This window comes from Paenibacillus sp. FSL P2-0136, assembly GCF_037975325.1.
Classification (GTDB): domain Bacteria; phylum Bacillota; class Bacilli; order Paenibacillales; family Paenibacillaceae; genus Paenibacillus_AQ; species Paenibacillus_AQ silagei.
The window spans coordinates 3,621,003-3,639,142 of the sequence record NZ_CP150244.1; the positions used below are offsets into that span (position 1 = coordinate 3,621,003).

The window sequence follows — 18,140 nt, forward strand, 5'->3', positions numbered from 1 at the left end:
GCTAAGGACCTGGCGGTGTGTTTTGCATTAGTGTGAGCTTCGTGCATAAGTACCCCGATAGTATGGAAAAACTTCTATAGTGCAGATAAACAGCATGAATAGATTTCTCAGGAGGTTAGCGTGATGACAACTCAGGACCCGAAGGAGCTTTTGAAGCTGAAGCATGAGCAGGACGAGGAGAAGAGACAGTTCACTAGCTTTGCCCGGGCTGTATCCGAAGATGGGGAAGTAGAAGCAGGTCAGGAATTCAGTCATGACCGGGTGCCTGACGACCAGAACCGTATGAAATCGGTGGAGAACAGACAGAACTGAGCAGGACCCTGACGGAAAAGTACAATGGATGGACCCCTCAGGAAGCCTTCCATGCTTTCCTGAGGGGTTTTTTGTTTATTATTGTATACATACACTACTCATGGAGGTTCATATATGGTTTTTATCATTTCAATTACCATCGTAGCGATTTTTGCCATATGGGGAGCAGTGGCGCCTGACCAGATGGCCAGTACCGCTAATGCCGCGTACACTTTCTCCATCCATAATTTCGGCTGGTTCTATTTGCTGGCTACTCTGTTCTTCTTGATCTTCACCTTCTATTTAGCCTTCAGCAGGTTTGGCAGTATCCGGCTGGGAGACGATGACGATGAACCGGAATATTCCACAGTCTCCTGGCTGTCGATGCTATTCAGCGCAGGAATGGGGATCGGGCTGGTCTACTGGGGAGTGGCTGAACCACTGTCCCATTATTTATCTCCGCCGGAGGGCGTAACAGGAGGGACGACAGAAGCAGCACGGATCTCCATGCGCTATTCTTTTTTCCATTGGGGACTGCACCCATGGGCCATCTATGCCGTTATCGGCTTGACACTTGCTTATTTCCAGTTCCGCAAAGGGTACAAAGGCTTGATCAGCTCTGCTTTTATCCCTTTACTAGGGGAAAGGCTCGTTTCCGGCTGGCTGGGCAAGGCCATCGATATTTTGGCGGTGATTGCTACGATTTTTGGAGTAGCGACTTCGCTGGGTCTCGGGGCTCTGCAGATTAACGGAGGTCTGCATTATTTATTCGGACTTCCGAACACCGTAGCCGCTCAGATTGCAATTATTGCGGTTGTGACCGTGCTGTTCCTCATCTCCGCTACCAGCGGTCTGGACAAGGGTATCAAAATCCTCAGCAACACCAACCTGGTGATCGCCGTTCTTTTAATGCTGTTCGTATGGATAACGGGTCCGACCTCGTTTATCTTTGATACCTTTACAACCACATTAGGCAGTTATCTGCAAAACATCGTCAATATGAGCTTGAGGTTAACGCCTTTTTCCAAGGGAACTTGGGTAGGGGCGTGGACCTTATTCTATTGGGCCTGGTGGATTGCCTGGGCACCCTTTGTCGGAACATTCATTGCGAGGGTATCCAAAGGAAGAACAATCAAGGAATTTGTCATTTGTGTGCTGATTATACCGAGTCTGTTCGGTTTTATCTGGTTTTCGGTATTCGGGGGAACGGGCATGCAAATGGAGCTCTTCGATGGTGTCCAGCTGGCTGAAGCCGTTAAAGGAGACACGACCACCGCCCTTTTCGTCATGCTGGAGCAATTGCCCTTAGGCACCATAGTATCGTTAATAGCTACGATCCTGATTATGATCTTCTTCATTACATCAGCCGATTCGGCTACCTTTGTACTGGGCATGCTGACGTCAGACGGCAAGCTGAATCCCAGCGCAAGAGTCAAACTAACCTGGGGAATTCTGCAATCCTCCATCGCTGTTGTGCTGCTGATTAGCGGCGGCTTGGGCGGCCTTCAGACTGCTTCCATTGTAGCTGCGCTGCCATTTGCCATTGTTCTGATCGGCATGTGCTTCTCCCTGCTTAAAGCGCTCAAGGAGGAGGACAAAGAGCGCCGTCAACGGGAAAAACGCCAACGTCAACAGCTGAAGCAGCTGCTGGAAGAGCAGGAGGCTATCCAAGCTAAGGCGGATTCCATTTGACCCGATGTTATCCTTATAACTAAAATTATACAAAGGTGTGTGTTAAAGATCACAACGGATAATCTAAGGATAGAAGCTAACAGAATGGAGGTACTTCATAGAGGCAAGCTAACGCGTGTATCAGCAGAGGTGCCCGGCCCCCTGGATACTAGCTCTCACCGTCGCCTCGCTCACTGTCGTTTATTTTATCAGTGCATTTCCGCTTGTCTCAAGGTACTCATGCAGCAGATTTAGCCTGAAATAATATACAATGGCTGAACCCTCAGGAACGCGATCCTAGCGTCCTGAGGGTTTTTTCGTAAAGCCTCCATTCACAATTCAGATTAATATCTTATAAGAAATTCTAGAAATCACAGAAATTTATCCGGGCAGGGGGTGCTACTATACAACTATAAATAGAGACGAGGTGATGATATGCAAGCGAAATTGGCAGCGGACGCCATGCCCCTACCCCAAAAGCGGAACTCATGGATAAGAACGATAAAAAAGTATAAAGTGATGTACGCGCTCCTGTTCCCGGCGTTAGTTTATTTTGCCGTATTCAAATACATTCCTATGGCGGGAATCATTATTGCTTTTAAGAACTATAACCTGGCTTTAGGACTATGGGACAGCCCGTGGGTGGGATTTAGAAATTTCACGGATTTTATGAACGGCGTTTATTTCTGGGACATCATGAGAAACACGATTATCATATCGCTGTATAAGCTGTTGTTCGGTTTCTCGGCTCCGGTCCTTCTGGCTTTGCTGCTGAATGAAGTGTATACCCAATGGTTTAAGAAAATCGTACAAACGATCACTTATTTGCCCCATTTTCTGTCATGGGTCATTGTGTATGGAATGATGGTGGCGTTATTGGCCCCGGGGGATGGGCTGTTCAACATGATTTTGAAGGAGGCTGGTGTTGAACCCATCTCATTCCTGACAGAACCTGCCTGGGGCCGGCTGCTGATTATCTTATCTGAAATATGGAAGGATATTGGCTGGGGCGCGATATTGTACCTTGCCGCATTAGCAGGAATCGATCCAAGCTTGTATGAAGCGGCCAGAATGGATGGCGCCTCCAAATGGAGACAGCTCTGGCATGTAACCCTTCCCGGCATCCGGGGAGTTATGATTCTGATGCTGATCCTCAAATTAAGCCATATTCTGGATGCCGGTTTTGACCAGATATTCATGTTTGCCAACAGCTTCAATCAGGAGAAGATCGACATTATTGACACCTGGGTCTACCGTGAAGGGCTTGAGCGGCTGAAGATTGGCCTGGCTACGGCTGTGGGATTGTTTAAAGCGGTCATCGGATTTGTTCTAGTGCTGGCGGCAAATAAGCTGGCCAAAAAATTCGATGGGCAAATCTGGTGAGGGGGTGATGCCAATGATCAATTTGACAACCGGGGAAAAAGTCTGGCAAACCGTCGTTTATTTTATTCTGATTTTGCTGTCCTTGATGTGCTTACTGCCCTTTCTCTATGTGGTTGCTGTTTCAGTGACCCCGGAATCAGAAGTGTTAAGAAGAGGAATTGTGATTATACCAGAGACCTTTACCTTTCTGGCCTATAAAGAAGTATTCATTTCTCACGGGATCGGGCAGGCGTATAAAATCACCTTGTTTCGGACGATTGTAGGCACTTTGCTGAATGTGTTCTTTACGGTAATCGCAGCTTATCCCTTATCTAAAAAATATTTGCCGGGGCGAAGCCCGTTCCTGCTCTTCATTGTCTTCACCATGATGTTTGGGGGAGGATTAATTCCGACTTATTTATTAGTCCGCTCTCTGGGATTGCTGAACAGCCCATGGGTACTGATCATTCCACAGCTTATTAGTGCCTTTAATCTGGTCATCATCAAAGGGTTTTTCGAGCAATTGCCCGCAGAAATCGAGGAATCCGCGAGGGTGGACGGTGCAAGTGAGCTTCAGTCGTTATGGCGGATCATTTTACCCCTGTCACTGCCCGTCCTGTCCACAATTTCTTTGTTTTACGCAGTCGGGCATTGGAACAGTTACTTCGATGCGATTGTGTATATCAATGATTCGGGCCTAATGCCGCTTCAAGTGATCTTGCGCAACATCCTGCTTAACGTCGCCACACAAAGTGCGGATTCGCTTGCCAATTCCGGCACGGTTAGTACGTTCGCTGTGCAAATGGCTGCAGTTGTCGTGACTACGGTTCCGATTTTGATCGTCTACCCGTTTATGCAAAAGCATTTTACCAAAGGTGTGCTCTTGGGATCAGTTAAAGGTTAAAGGCATTCCAACCTGAGTTGTTACGGGGAAACCGTGATAATATAGAAGCAAAGGAGAGGTCATTATGCAACGTAAAGCAATTACATTGGCTATGCTGACAGCAATAGTGGGTATGGGAACGGTATTGTCAGGATGTGGGGGACCAAAAGAGGAACCGCCGGCAGCATCGGGGAATTCAGAGGGCCAGCAGAGTCCCTTTGAAACCAAATTGAAAATTACGATGTTTAACCAGGGTACGTTCAATGCGGCTGCTCCGATTCCTCCACGTGAAGAAGATATTCAGCGCCAAATGCTGGAGGAAGCCGTAAACATTGACCTCGAAATGATGATTCCCCAATCCGGGCAAGCCACGACTAAATTAAATACGCTCATAGCCGGCGGAGATATTCCGGATTTGATCTTCTTGAAAAGCCGGGCGGATCTCGCGCAATATTATGATCAAGGCGTTCTTGCGGATCTGACACCGTATCTTGATCAATTTCCTGAATTGCAAAAACGTTTCAGCAGCGACTCCTGGGAGGCGGTGACCTATCAGGGACAAACCATTGGGGTTCCGGGTTATGATAATGTAAACGGTATCAGCCGAAGCTACTTCATCCGCCAGGATTGGCTGACAAAGCTGAATATGGAGGTGCCAACAACACCTGACGAGCTGTTTGAAGTTATGAAAGCCTTTACAGAGAAGGACCCGGACGGTAACGGCAAGAACGATACGTACGGATTCATCGGCGGTATGAATAAAGAAGGTAATCTGCAAACCTACGGCTTCGATAGTCTGATGTGGATGTTCGGTGTCAATCCTCCCTCAGCCATTGATGTGAAGGACAATGAACCGGTGTTCCTGTATACCGATCCCAAAATGAAAGAAGCACTCGCTTATATCCATAAAATGATGGAAGCCAAAGTTGTAGATCCGGACTGGGTGACGATGAATACGCCCGATTTGCTCGACCAAAAGTTATTTAAGGGGAAAGTGGGCTTCATGATCAGAGACGCCCGCAGGCTGGAGCCGGATTATCAGCAGAAAATGAAAGAAATCAGCGGAGAGGTACCGGAATGGATCGTTATTCCTCCAATGACAGGTCCTTATGGTGATCAGATTGTAGAGAGAAAATCGTTCCAGGGCAATTCATGGGCCATCTCCAAGAAAGCGGATAAGGAGAAAATCATCCGGATCTTGTCCATGCTGAATTATTTCTTCACGGACCAGGAAGCCTATCCGAATTTTGCCTACGGAATCAAAGGAATTCACTGGGATGTGGTGGACGGCAAGATCAAAAATAAAACCTCCGAATTATCGAAGGACATGAAAGAAAAGTACCTCTGGGTCGATCATTACAGAATGCCGCGCCGCGGGGATGATGCGGAGTACTTCAGCTTCCAGAATCCCAAGACGGCAGAAGCGTTTGAGAACAATCAGAAATACGTGGCGCCCACGTTGCCCGGGAACTTATTGACTGAAGACCCGAACGATTCATTGGCAGCTGACCGCCAGCGTTACATTAATGAGAGCCTGGTCAAATTTATGACTGGCAAGGAACCACTTTCGAACTGGGACAATTTCCTAGATACATTGGAGACCAAGTTTGACATGCAGAGATATAAGGAGTCTGTAATCAAACAATTTAAGGAAGCAGGCTTAATCAAGTAAAAATTAAACGAAGAGAGCGGCTATCCTTAGCCCTCTCTTTATTGTCATATGCTATGATTTGTTCCATACCGATGCAGAAGGAAGATGATCGATGCGAAGAAGAATCAGCCTGCCCTTAAAATTATTTTTGATCGTCTTTGCCTTTGTATTAAGCTGCATCATCTTGATCAGCCAATTATCTTACCGCTATGTCCAGAAGGAAATAAGAACCACGGATGTGTATTACACCAACCAAATTCTTGACAAGATAGACCAGTATTTCACCGTTAATTTCTCCTCCTTCCAGACGATCCTGTTCTCGGTGGAATCATCGGTGAAAGCCAATATTGACAATACGGACGTAATTAAAAAGCAATTAAGAGAGCTATATGAACTCAACAGCAGTTATGTCAGTAATATTTATCTGATCCAAAGCGATTTATCCATTCTAGGCGGAAGCACGGCTACCCGGATATTCGATGAACCTTTAGCTGAAAGAGAACCCTTGTTTGCTGCCGCTGACCAGAACAGAAGGACAACCTTTGTCAGCGACCCTTACAAATCTAAATATTCCGGCTGGACCGTTACCATGGTCCGGTATCTGAACGGCACTCCGTTTCCTATGGCTATTGCGGTAGATCTGGATCTCAATGCCATTGAAGAAACCTTGTTCAAGATTAACAGACAAGAACAAATGAATCTGGCTCTAATCACCGCATCGGGTAAAATCATTGCCGGATTTTCGGAAAATAAAGGCTCCCTGAATATTCAAGACCATACGTTTTCAATCGGTGAAACATCAGCGGAACAAATTCTGGATACCGCAGAAACAAGCCTTCAATTGCACACCAAGGAGGGAACTCAGGTCTCCCTTCTGAAAAAACCGACGGAAAAGTTCAACTGGACCATTATCTCAATCAACGATGAATCACGCTTGAAAGCGGCTTTGTCCAGATTGGAAACCTATTATATCGAGCTTCTGGCTGCGGGCTTTCTCTTAAGCCTGTTCGTATCCTTTTTTATTGCCAAATATATAAGAACTCCGCTCTACGCACTCAAAACAAAAATGAAACGGGTGGAGCAGGGTCTCCTGACAACTACTATATCTATTAACCGAAACGATGAGTTTGGCGATCTCTCCCGGGCATTCGATCGTATGCTGCAGCAAATTGTGGAACTGATCCGGGGAGCAGAGCTTCATCATGACCTTGAACGCAAGCTGGAAATTCAAGTGCTGCAGTCGCAAATTAACCCTCATTTCCTGTATAACACGCTTGGTTCTATCAGCAATGTCATACGGCTCGGACAGATTGAGAAAGTAGATGTGGTGATCGAGTCTCTGATTTCAATCCTGGAATACGGGATCGCCGACGCTTCGGAGAAGGTCTCACTGCGCCAGGAGCTGCAAAATGTATCGGACTATATCGCGATCCAAAACATCCGTTATAACCGGAGCTTTCAATTGATTGAAGATATCGAAGCAGGATTAACAGACTTTCCGGTATTTAGAATGCTGCTGCAGCCGCTTGTGGAGAACAGTATCTTCCATGGTTATAACGGAGGGGGGATTGAAGGCCCTATTACTATTCATGCGTACAGAGAGGGCGGCAGGGTCATCATAGAAGTCGTTGATCAAGGCGAGGGTATTCCGGCTGATACCATACAGCATATTTTAACTTCAGAACCCAGTGATGTGGAAGTGAAAAGGAAAAGAATCGGATTAAACAATATTCATGACCGGATCAGACTTCACTACGGAGAACAATTCGGACTCCAAATCGCGAGTATACCTAAGGAAATAACCCGTGTTCAGGCCGTATTCCCGGTAGGCTTGTTTAAAGGAGATGCATGATGGTGAGAGAATACACCTGCTTCATTGTTGATGATGAGGATCTGATCCTTCAGCGGCTGGAATTGTTTTTTCAAGAGCTCTCCCTTAGGGATAAGCGATTTCATCTGGTGGGCAAAGCGAATAATGGGCTGGAGGGGATAGAGGAGATCGTAAAGCTTAAGCCGGATATCGTGATATCTGATATTGTGATGCCGCGAATGGACGGGATTTCCATGATAGAGCAGCTAAAGTTAACGCTCCCCCGTACCCAGTTCATTCTTTTGACCGCTTATTCCTCCTTTGAATACGCCCAGAGAGCGATTCAAGCGAACGTAATGGAATACATTGTTAAGGTTCCGCTCAGGGAAGCGGATTTGAACCGGGCTTTAGATAAGGCAGCCGGGAATTTAAATGAGGTTAAGAAAAAAGAAGCGGAATTTCAATCGTTAAACGTATCCGTGCTTGAAAATAAATATAGAGTCCGCAAGCAGTTTTTTAACGAGCTGATCAGAGGCGAAATTCCTTCTCACCGGGCATCGGATTTTGCCAACCGCATGCAGTTTCATTTCTTCCAAGCCAGCTATTGCTGTATTATTGTCGAAATGAACAGGTATGAAAGTTTCCGGAACGCTTATTCAGCGTCTGATCAAAGCATCCTGAGGTATGCGATTACGAATATCATCGAGGAAACAGTGATGAATGGGGGCAGTGGTGTAGCTGCGGATTTATCCGCTAACCGTTTTATTGGCTTCCTATCCTGGGAGAATAACCGCAGTGATCTGGAAACGGAATATGATTGCCAGGCATTAGGGGGGCAGATCGTCTCCCATTTGCACCAATACTTGAATGTAAGGGTATCTGTCGCTTTTGGAGGTCCGCACCGGGGCTGGGAATCGATCAAACAGGCTTACACGGAAGCACAAAAGGTGAGTGATGATTTCTATTATCATACGGAGAAAGCAGTAAAAACACCTATGCACCGCTTCCAATACCACAATGACAGAAAAGAAGAATTTCAGCAGAGGCTGGCTGAATTTCTTGACGGGCTGAAAAGAAAGGTCTCCAAGGATGAGCTGGAGCAGGCCTTTGCTGATCTGAACCAGTTCGTTACGGACCATAAAATCCATAAGTCCATCATGGTGCCTATGCTGCGGGACTTGTACAGAGACATTACGGTGAAGTTTAAATCAGGAAACAAGCTGACCACGGAGGTAGCAGAGTTTCCCATCGAGTGTATGTCTTTCCGGGAGCAGCTTGCCTATATTGGCGACTTCACCTACGACTATGTACACGCCGGCCAGCTTTTACACCGCGCTGAAATCATGAGTGCTATACAGTTTATAGAGCGTAATCTGAAACAGCGGTTAACGCTCGAGGCGATTGCCGAGGAAGTGAATTTAGCTCCATCGTATTTTAGCAGCTTATTCAAAAAAACAATGAACGAGGGCGTGATCACTTACATCAACCGTAAAAAAATCCAATTAGCTCTCGAGCTGTTAAATGTTCGGGATTATTCAATATTGGAATTGTGCGAGGAAGTAGGGATTGTGAACGAAGGTTATTTTTGCAAATTATTTAAAGAATATACGGGGGATACGCCCAAGCAATACCGGATTAAAATGACCCGGTATGAATCCGGATAACCTTGCAACAATCGTATAATTTTTTCGTGAAATCATGTAAAAAAAAGCTCCCCAAAAAGCTTACCATGAGAGAAGGATCTAATCATGGAGGTTATCAAAATGGAGCTTATTAAAGCAGACGTAACCGTCGTAGGCGGAGGTATTGCCGGGATCTGCGCAGCCATTGCTGCCGCACGCCAAGGGCTGCAGGTCTCACTTATAAATGACCGGCCGGTCCTTGGGGGAAATGCGAGCAGCGAGGTCAGGGTTCATATCAACGGGTCGGCATATCTCGGAAACAGTCCATCCTATTATGCGCGCGAGGGCGGATTGGTGGAAGAGCTCAAGCTGAAGATTTTTCACTATAATCCGTTGTACAACAAGAAGCTTATGCTTTCACTTTCGGATACGGTCTTGCTCGACATGGTCTATGGTGAGGCTAACATTGCTCTATTCCTGAATACATGTGTGCATGAAACGGGGATGGAGAACGGCAGAATTAAGTGGGTGGAGGGTCTTCAATTAGCTTCCGAAAGAAAATTCCGTTTCGAAAGCCGGACCTATATCGATTGTTCCGGAGATGGCATTGTCGGCTATCAGGCAGGGGCTCTCTTCCGGCAGGGGAGAGAGGCGAAGCATGAATATAAGGAAGAATTGGCACCTGAAGTGGCGGACCATTATACCATGGGCGATACGATCCTGTTTCAGGCCCGTGACGTAGGATATTCCGTTCCCTACCAAAGACCTGGCTTTGCGTATGATATTACGAAGCTGGCTTTTTTCGATAGTATCAGACAAGGCTTAAACCACCGGTCTTTTCCAAGAAAAATCAACGGGCTTGGAGGATTGTGGTGGCTGGAATACGGCGGGCATCTGGATATTATCAAGAATAATGAAGACATCGCCTTGGAGCTGCGGAAACTGGTGTACGGAATTTGGGATTATATCAAAAATAGCGGCGAATTTGATGATGTAGCCAATCTCATCCTGGATTATGTATGCCCGATTCCGGGAAAGCGGGAGTCCAGGCGGTTTATTGGTGATCACATGCTGTCCCAGAACGATCTTACCACAAAGCCGCATTTCGAGGATGCTGTATCCGTTGGCGGATGGTATATGGACTTACATGCCAATAAGGGCATCTACGATGAGGGGCCGGCTACAGCCTGGAATTTCGTGCCCGGATTGTACAATATCCCTTTCCGCAGTTTGTATTCACGAAATATTCCTAATCTTATGTTCGCCGGCCGCAATATAAGTGCTACCCATGTGGCCTTCGGATCAACCAGGGTAATGGCAACCTGCGGTTGCATGGGACAGGCGGTGGGAACGGCTGCTTCGTTATGCTTGAAATATGAGGCCGACCCTGCGGCTATAGCTGAGGAACATATGAGCGAGCTGCAGGCGCTGCTGCTCCGGGACGGACAGACGATTGTAGGGCTTCAGGAGGAATTGGACCCGTACTTCGCTGACGGATTAACGGTTCGTGCTTCATCTCAGCGCAGCTACGACAATCTTCATCCAACCGAAGAGCTTTCCCTGGAGACAGGGTTATGTCTGGTCCTGCCGATTCAGACATCCGTAGCTGAAAGCGTACGGATCAAAATTAAAAACAGGTCCGGGCATCCGGAAACCCTGCAGGTGAAGCTGTTCGGCGGGGAACGGAAGGAAAATTATATTCCCGTCAGCGGGTTGAAAGAGTACAGCTTGGAGATTGCAGCCCGTCATGACGACTGGATTACGCTGAGCTTGGATTGCAAGACACCGGCTGACGACAAAATTTACATCGTACTGGAAGGTACGGCGGGCCTTGCCGTATACGGCAATGAAGAGAAAATGACCGGAGCGGTCAGCTTCTATTATAGACCGGAAGAGCCGTCCGGACTGAAGAAATGCAATAAGAGCATTTGCTTCAAGGAGCTGTTGCCGGCCCAGGATATGTATAATCCGGGGAATGTCGTCAACGGCTTCTCCAGACCTTATGGTCTGCCGAACAGCTGGATTTCTGAGCGTACGCAAGGACACGAATGGCTGGAATTTGGTTTGGCCAGCCCCAAAAATGTGGACGAAATCCAGCTTATTTTCAACCCGCAGCTGAATTTGGAGCATTTCGACGATCCGATTGAGTCTCTGATCCAAGATTATGAGTTGACCTTAACCTTAGAAGACGGAAGCGAGCGGACAATCATAACCCGCGGCAATTATCTCACCTTGAACAAACATAAGGTGGACGCGAAAGCGGTCACCCGAATTCGTTTTGATTTCTATGCAACGTATGGTTCGCCTTATTTTGAAGTGTTTGCTGTAAAATGCTTTGCTCCTAAAAACGATAAGTGAGGTCAGGTGAAGTCGAGATGAAGGATGTATTCCCTCGAAGAGGGCTCCCTAATGTCATTCAGAAGCTGGAAAATGGGGATACGGTCACCATCGTCTATTTCGGTGGCAGCAATACGCGTTCTGAAGGATACAGGGTCATGACGGCGGATTGGCTCCGTGAGCAATATCCTAAGGCGGATATCCGCGCGGTGAATGCAGGTATTAACGGGACAGGCTCGGATCTGGGCTGTGCCCGTGTGGAGACAGATGTACTACGTCACCGGCCTGATCTGGTATTTGTTGAATTTGTCGGTAACGATGGCGGAGATCCCGAATCCAAGGCGCGGATCGAAGGGATTGTCCGTCAGATCCGCAAGCGGAGCCGGTTTACCGATATCCTGTTCGTGTATACGCTGAAGGAGCGGGATGTGGCCTTGTTCCAGTCCGGGGAATATCAGAAGGGCGCTCTAATGCAAGAGGAAGTGGCCGACTATTATGGGATTCCTTCTATTCATCTGGGGGTAGCGGTCAGTCACCTGGTGTCGGAGGGACAACTCGTGTTCACCTCAAGAGAAGACGTATCCATTCCCGGCGCCGTTATTTTTACGCATGATTCGATCCATCCGACCATTCCCGAAGGACACCAGATTTACACGGATACGATCACCCGGTCCTTTGAGCTCATTAGAGAGCTTCAAGATCAGCCGGGAAGGTTCGTACATCACCTGCCTCAGAATCCGCTGGTCCCCGCTAATCCTTGGGAGTATGCGGCCATGCTGCCACTGGATAGTCTGACTACTTTTTCTGCAGGATGGTCATATCTGACACCGGGTGATTCTGCTCTAGCTCGCGAGTACAGCTGGTTGTTTCCCGGCCTGTGGCGGGCAGCCGATCCTGGAGAGGCGGTCACGGTGCAGTTCGAGGGCACCCGTATCGGATTATTCGATATCGGAGGACCTGATTCCGGCAGATTGAAGGTAACGGTGGATGGCGGAGAACCCTTTATTGTCGATCGCTTCACATTCTACAACGATCATAATCGTAATCAGTATGTATTCCTGCCGGAGCTCCCGAACGGGCAACATACGGTTCGCTTCGAGCTCGATACCGGCAAGACAGACAAAGCGGCCGTGTTCGAGGCATCCGGCAATGAACGGAGCAGTGAGCATTTCCGGCAGCATCCGGATTGGTATGATCAAACGGTGATCCAGCTTGGGAAGCTGTTACTGGTGCAGCCTCCCTTATAATGGCTCATTAGACATTGTACAATGGCTGAACCCTCAGGAACGCTATCCTAGCGTCCTGAGGGTTTTTAGCTTTTGATGCATTTCTTTTGTCCGTTCATATTCAGTTCATATTGACGTCACGGGGAATACACTTTCATTGGTTAAGCTTACATCTTAGCAAAAGAAGAAGTAGAAAGAGAGGGTGTCAAATGAGATTATTTGAGATACTTTTAGTTCTATCCTGTTTCGCGCTACTCGCAGATCTATTGTTTATCAGAAGAGGGGCAAAGACAACAGGACTGGTTTTGGGGATAGGAAGCAGCGTTATATTGGTAGTTCAATTATTTGTAGAGGGATACAGATGGCAGTTGCTTTTGGTATACATGATGACGGCGTTACTCATACTCATCGTTATACTCAGGCATTTAGGCAAGATGGGGAATATAGGGAATATAAAAGCAGGGAAGCTGTTGAAATATAGTTCATCTTCCATCATCGTCATTCTGCTTGTTATATCTACCGGCTTGTCTGTATACTTGCCAGTCTTTCATTTGCCGAAGCTTGAAGGTCCGGAGAAAGTGGGTACTCAAACCTTTCATTTTACGGATCAGAACAGAGATGAAGTCTTAACTGCAGATCCAAGCGATAAGAGGGAACTAATGGTTCAAGTGTGGTATCCTACTGCAAATAGCAGTAACAAGAAGAGTGAAGCTCTTTTTCCCAAAGATAAAGAAATGTTCAAAAAGTATATCCAGACCTATTCTAATTCATTAAACCTACCAGACTTTGTATTCGATTACTGGAAGTATAGTAAAACCAACTCTTATGAAAATGTAGAAATATTGCCTTCTACAAGTCCTTATCCTGTGGTACTGCTATCTCACGGTATGGGAACCAGTCGGGTTCTCCATGCATCACAGGCCGAGAATCTCGCCAGTCACGGGTATATCGTGGTCACTATCGATCATACGTATAGCACCTTTGCTACCATTTTTCCGGATGGCCGTGTAACGGACTATACCACCAAGACGACTACCGTAGAAGATCGCAGAAGAATCGGTAAGATATGGACGAAAGATGTGGAGTTTGTAATCGACGAAATTGAAAAGCTGAATTCAGGTGCAATCGAAAGTCAATTTAAAGGAAAAATCGATCTAGATCATCTGGGCGTAATGGGGCATTCCTTCGGGGGGGCAACAGCGTTCAATACTACTTATGTAGATCCTAGAATCAAGGCCGGAGTCAATATGGACGGGTCACTGATCGAAGTGGACAATAGAGATGATCTAAACAAGCCGTTTATGTTCATAAGATCCGGAGTTTTTAAAGACTGGTTGACAGATTTCAAGAAGGATACCAATCCGGATAACGAAGTCACTAAACAACTTGAAGAAGAGCTGCACATTATTAAAAATGTGATCAATCAGGGAGGGCCTGCGATTTATATAGAGGGTACCCAGCACTTCAATTTCACGGACCTTCAATTCTATTCTGAACTGATTAAACTGACTGGAATCACAGGAGATATTAATGGTAAAAGAGGATCAGACGTCGTAAATCACTATGTCCTCGATTTCTTTAATAAGGAATTGAAAGGAGAAGGGGGACAACTATTGGAGGGGCCAAACGACAGTTATCCCGAAGTGAAATTTATAAAGCCGGAAGAGCTTTAAGACGAGGCCATTTCAATTAAGCATAGTGTGGAATCATATACGATTTTGATATAATTACAAACGATTTCGGGAGCAGCCCCTTTCTTTATTCTATTCTGAGAATAGAAATAAGAAGGGGGCTTTCTCCAATCTATAACGAACGTTGTTCTTGACGAACAGTGTTCGTTATGTTATAAATGTATCACCTTAACTAATTCATACGCTTATGAAAGGAAAGGAGGAGAGAGTTTATGTCAGAGACAAATAGTAGCCGCGGTGTTCAAGCAGCTTTTTCCTTAAAGCAGATACTGCCCATACTTCTCGCAGTTGCTTCAGGGATGTTCCTGGTGATCTTAGACAGCACCATCATGAATGTAGCTGTACCGAAATTAGTAAGTGCCTTCGATACCAATCTTAGTACGATTCAGTGGGTCATAACGGCGTACACCTTGTCTTTATCGGCAGTCATTCCGTTAGCCGGCTGGTTCTCTGACCGTTTTTCGCCCAAACGAATGTTTATGGTTAGCATTGTGTTATTCGTTCTCGCTTCTGTGCTGTGTGCAATGGCAACCACTCCTACTCAGCTTATCGTTTTCCGCATCATCCAAGGTCTGGGCGGGGGCATGGTGGCTCCAATCGGGATTGCCACTGTATTCATGGTCGCTCCTCCGGACAAAAGAGGATCTGTAATGGGCATCCTCGGTATCCCGATGCTGCTTGCTCCTATTCTTGGCCCCTTATTGTCGGGCTGGCTGATCGAGTACATCAACTGGCACTGGATTTTTTTCATCAACGTTCCGGTTGGCATCTTGGCTTTATTCATGGCCTGGAGGTACTTACCTGCATCGGATGCAAAATTGAACAACAAGCTGGATGTAATCGGCGCGCTTTTGGCTCCGGTTGCCTTTACTTCCATTGTGTTTGCTGTTCATCAAGCAGGTGAGAAGGGGTGGTCCAATCTATGGACTTTAGCTCCACTGGCATGGGGTCTCATTATACTGGCCTTCTTTATCTGGAATGAGCTGCGGCAAAAGCACCCGCTGCTGGAGCTAAGAGTATTCCGTTCACCTACCTTTGTACATGGCATCTCTGTCGCCTGGCTGAATCAGATCGCTTTATTCGGAAGTATTCTGTTATTCCCGCTGTATTTACAGCAAGTGAGGGGGTTAACTCCTCTTGAGGCTGGATTATATGTGATCCCGCAAGCCCTGTTATCTACGGTCGGGATTAATGCCGGCGGCCGGTTGTTTGACCGTTTCGGTGTTCGCCCGGTTGCCCTTATGGGTATTCTGTCACTTTGCGGTTCCTTACTTGCTCTGACGCAGATTGATGCTCATACCAGTACGTTATACATCATTTGCAGCTTTGCTTTTGCAGGGCTTGGGCAAGGATTAACAATGATGCAGATCAATACACATGTCCTCCGATCAGCTCCCAAGGAATTAATAAGCCGTGTTACGCCCATAACTACTTCAGCACAGCAAATCATGTCCTCCTTCGGTGTTACCATCACGATGGCTTTTCTGGCCAAACAAATCAGGGGACTTCCCGCGCAGCATTCACCCGATCAATTAGGTCATGCCTTCGGCTCAACCTTCTGGATTACTTTGGGGTTTGCAGTTAGTGCATTGGTTTTATCTTTGTTTTTTGCAGGCAAGAAGCAGGTTTCTTAAGAAAATAACTATCTATACAAAAGGAGATGTCTACACATGACAACTGTTAATTCTACAGAACAACGCCGGATCGCAATTATTGGAGGTGGACCAGGGGGGCTAACGCTTGCCCTGATTCTGCAAAAGCATGGTATTACCTCGACAATCTATGAACGTGAGCATAAGGACCTAAGCCATGAACGCGGAGGCTCCTTAGATATCCATGAAGAATCCGGGCAGCTCGCTTTGAAGGAGGCGGGATTATATGAAGCTTTTCTGCAGGCAGCACGGTTTGAGGGCGAAGACTTCCGGCTCATGGATAAGACGGGAACCATATACCTGGATGAAGTGGCCGATGAAGAGAGCTCGGAAGGGCAGAGACGCCCGGAGATTGACCGTGGTGTGCTTTGTGAATTGCTTTTAAACAAGTTAGATCCGTCTACCATACAGTATGGCTATAAACTGGAGAAGGTTGTATCTCTGGGCGAGGGTAAGACGGAGCTTCATTTTGAGAATGGACATATCGCTGGGGCCGATCTTGTAATTGGTGCGGATGGTGCCTTTTCCCGCGTTCGTCCTCTGCTTACGGATACAGATGTGGAATATTCAGGTCTGACGATGCTGGAGCTTAACGTAATTGCAGCCGATCACCCGGATCTGGCCGCATTCAATGCTCGTGGCAAGATGTTCGCACTGGATGATCATAAAGGGATTCTGGGCCAGTTGAACGGCAACGGACGGATCAAAGTATATGCAAGCTTCAAGGTAGAGAGGGACTGGTTAGATGAAATCCGGAACGATAATCCGCAGGAGACGAAGGCCAAGCTGCTTGAGCTATTTCACGATTGGAGCGAACCGCTCAAGAATTATATCCGGTATGCGGAAGATGCGGTTGTACCCAGACGGATTTACATGCTGCCCGTCGGGTTTTGCTGGGAACGCAGCGCTGGTGTCACGTTAATCGGTGATGCGGCTCATGTCATGTCTCCTTTTGCCGGAGAAGGGGTGAATCTTGCGATGCTGGATGCGCTGGAGCTGGCTCTTGCCATTGTAAGAAATAAGGACACAGCTGGGGCAATTGAAGAATATGAAGAGAAAATGTTCCAGTATGCTTCAGAGAAAGCATATGTATCTAACGAAAACCTCATCCTGAGCTTCTCGGAGAATGCCGCTCCAAAGTTCGCAGCACTCATGCAATCTTATCAAGACCTGTATGAGCAGCAAGGATGATGTTATCTTCCGCGATGTATTTACTATTGTCTTCCGGCATGTTATAAGGAAAGTATGATGAAACCTAAACGTGAAATTGTGAGCCGCCGCAACCGGCCAGCCAAAGAACCCCTTAGTCATGAATTGATTGTCAAGACCGCGTATGAGCTGCTGAAGCAGGAAGGGACCTCCGGCATGAGTATGAGGAAGGTAGCCAAGCAACTGGACACTGGACCTTCCTCCCTCTATGTGTACGTCAAAAATTTGCAGGAATTGAGCTCATATGTGCTTGACCTTGGTCTTGGTGAGTTGAACCTGCCGGAGCTGACGAACGAGAAGTGGAAGGAGCAGTTATTTCAAGCGCTGCAGGCTTATGCAGAACTGCTTATCGAACAACCTGGATTAGCGGAGCTATCCCTACAGACGATTCCTATTGGGAATCATGCCTTTCGTCTGAATGAGTATTTACTTTCCGTCCTGCAGAAGGGCGGAATCACCTCTACGGCCGCTGCTTGGGGAACAGACTTATTGCTCCTGTACGTGTCTTCCATTGCGTTGGAGAAGGCTAAGAGAGCAAGCGAACTGATGGAAACTGCCCAAAGTTACTATAATGAAGCAGATCCGGTACGGTTTCCGCTCATGAACAGTCTGAAGACTGATTTATTCTCGGGGGATACCGCCTCCAAGGAGAGGTTCTTCTGGGCCATTGAAGTAATACTCCAGGGGATATTGCACAAACAGTTGGGAGACAATGGTAAGTAACCAAGCGACGAA

13 protein-coding genes are annotated in these 18,140 nt (G+C 47.0%); all 13 read left to right on the forward strand.

Going from position 1 to position 18,140, the window contains the following annotated elements; genetic code table 11:
* Positions 1-123 precede the first annotated feature (123 nt).
* On the forward strand, positions 124-312 hold the full coding sequence (locus tag NYE26_RS15060) for a hypothetical protein (protein ID WP_036726849.1): 189 nt from the start codon (positions 124-126) through the stop codon (positions 310-312).
* A gap of 114 nt (positions 313-426) precedes the next feature.
* Entirely contained in the window at positions 427-1,983 is a 1,557-nt protein-coding gene (locus NYE26_RS15065) for a BCCT family transporter (RefSeq protein WP_339256979.1), read from the forward strand.
* A gap of 414 nt (positions 1,984-2,397) precedes the next feature.
* Positions 2,398-3,345: an ABC transporter permease subunit gene (locus NYE26_RS15070; protein ID WP_339256981.1), complete on the forward strand. Its 948-nt coding sequence runs from the start codon at positions 2,398-2,400 to the stop codon at positions 3,343-3,345.
* Between the two features lie 13 nt (positions 3,346-3,358).
* Positions 3,359-4,228: a carbohydrate ABC transporter permease gene (locus NYE26_RS15075; protein WP_339256983.1), complete on the forward strand. Its 870-nt coding sequence runs from the start codon at positions 3,359-3,361 to the stop codon at positions 4,226-4,228.
* A 64-nt stretch (positions 4,229-4,292) separates the two neighbouring features.
* Positions 4,293-5,879, forward strand: a complete 1,587-nt coding sequence (locus NYE26_RS15080; protein ID WP_209871004.1) for an extracellular solute-binding protein — start codon at positions 4,293-4,295, stop codon at positions 5,877-5,879.
* A gap of 91 nt (positions 5,880-5,970) precedes the next feature.
* Positions 5,971-7,710: a histidine kinase gene (locus NYE26_RS15085; RefSeq protein WP_339256986.1), complete on the forward strand. Its 1,740-nt coding sequence runs from the start codon at positions 5,971-5,973 to the stop codon at positions 7,708-7,710.
* A complete protein-coding gene (locus NYE26_RS15090; RefSeq protein WP_339256988.1) occupies positions 7,707-9,332 on the forward strand; it encodes a response regulator in 1,626 nt (541 codons plus the stop codon). The genes NYE26_RS15085 and NYE26_RS15090 overlap by 4 nt, the downstream gene beginning before the upstream one ends.
* A 99-nt stretch (positions 9,333-9,431) precedes the next feature.
* Positions 9,432-11,648 carry an FAD-dependent oxidoreductase gene (locus tag NYE26_RS15095; RefSeq protein WP_339256990.1) on the forward strand — a complete coding sequence of 739 codons (2,217 nt, stop codon included), beginning with the start codon at positions 9,432-9,434 and terminating at the stop codon, positions 11,646-11,648.
* A 17-nt stretch (positions 11,649-11,665) separates the two neighbouring features.
* Positions 11,666-12,874: a GDSL-type esterase/lipase family protein gene (locus NYE26_RS15100; RefSeq protein ID WP_339256992.1), complete on the forward strand. Its 1,209-nt coding sequence runs from the start codon at positions 11,666-11,668 to the stop codon at positions 12,872-12,874.
* A 188-nt stretch (positions 12,875-13,062) separates the two neighbouring features.
* Complete coding sequence (locus NYE26_RS15105; protein WP_339256994.1) at positions 13,063-14,526, forward strand: alpha/beta fold hydrolase; 1,464 nt, start codon at positions 13,063-13,065, stop codon at positions 14,524-14,526.
* A gap of 230 nt (positions 14,527-14,756) precedes the next feature.
* Positions 14,757-16,178: an MDR family MFS transporter gene (locus NYE26_RS15110; protein ID WP_339256996.1), complete on the forward strand. Its 1,422-nt coding sequence runs from the start codon at positions 14,757-14,759 to the stop codon at positions 16,176-16,178.
* A gap of 36 nt (positions 16,179-16,214) precedes the next feature.
* Positions 16,215-17,387 (forward strand): NAD(P)/FAD-dependent oxidoreductase, encoded by a 1,173-nt coding sequence (locus NYE26_RS15115; protein ID WP_339256998.1) that lies wholly within the window; start codon positions 16,215-16,217, stop codon positions 17,385-17,387.
* A 54-nt stretch (positions 17,388-17,441) separates the two neighbouring features.
* Positions 17,442-18,128 carry a helix-turn-helix domain-containing protein gene (locus tag NYE26_RS15120; protein WP_339256999.1) on the forward strand — a complete coding sequence of 229 codons (687 nt, stop codon included), beginning with the start codon at positions 17,442-17,444 and terminating at the stop codon, positions 18,126-18,128.
* Positions 18,129-18,140: the final 12 nt, after the last annotated feature.

What these genes read in the sequence shown, in the direction of transcription:
- NYE26_RS15110 (WP_339256996.1), top strand. Translation starts at nt 14,757, where the DNA reads ATGTCAGAGACAAATAGTAGCCGCGGTGTTCAAGCAGCTTTTTCCTTA.
- NYE26_RS15080 (WP_209871004.1), top strand. Translation starts at nt 4,293, where the DNA reads ATGCAACGTAAAGCAATTACATTGGCTATGCTGACAGCAATAGTGGGT.
- NYE26_RS15070 (WP_339256981.1), top strand. Translation starts at nt 2,398, where the DNA reads ATGCAAGCGAAATTGGCAGCGGACGCCATGCCCCTACCCCAAAAGCGG.
- NYE26_RS15085 (WP_339256986.1), top strand. Translation starts at nt 5,971, where the DNA reads ATGCGAAGAAGAATCAGCCTGCCCTTAAAATTATTTTTGATCGTCTTT.
- NYE26_RS15090 (WP_339256988.1), top strand. Translation starts at nt 7,707, where the DNA reads ATGATGGTGAGAGAATACACCTGCTTCATTGTTGATGATGAGGATCTG.
- NYE26_RS15060 (WP_036726849.1), top strand. Translation starts at nt 124, where the DNA reads ATGACAACTCAGGACCCGAAGGAGCTTTTGAAGCTGAAGCATGAGCAG.
- NYE26_RS15075 (WP_339256983.1), top strand. Translation starts at nt 3,359, where the DNA reads ATGATCAATTTGACAACCGGGGAAAAAGTCTGGCAAACCGTCGTTTAT.
- NYE26_RS15095 (WP_339256990.1), top strand. Translation starts at nt 9,432, where the DNA reads ATGGAGCTTATTAAAGCAGACGTAACCGTCGTAGGCGGAGGTATTGCC.
- NYE26_RS15100 (WP_339256992.1), top strand. Translation starts at nt 11,666, where the DNA reads ATGAAGGATGTATTCCCTCGAAGAGGGCTCCCTAATGTCATTCAGAAG.
- NYE26_RS15105 (WP_339256994.1), top strand. Translation starts at nt 13,063, where the DNA reads ATGAGATTATTTGAGATACTTTTAGTTCTATCCTGTTTCGCGCTACTC.
- NYE26_RS15115 (WP_339256998.1), top strand. Translation starts at nt 16,215, where the DNA reads ATGACAACTGTTAATTCTACAGAACAACGCCGGATCGCAATTATTGGA.
- NYE26_RS15065 (WP_339256979.1), top strand. Translation starts at nt 427, where the DNA reads ATGGTTTTTATCATTTCAATTACCATCGTAGCGATTTTTGCCATATGG.
- NYE26_RS15120 (WP_339256999.1), top strand. Translation starts at nt 17,442, where the DNA reads ATGATGAAACCTAAACGTGAAATTGTGAGCCGCCGCAACCGGCCAGCC.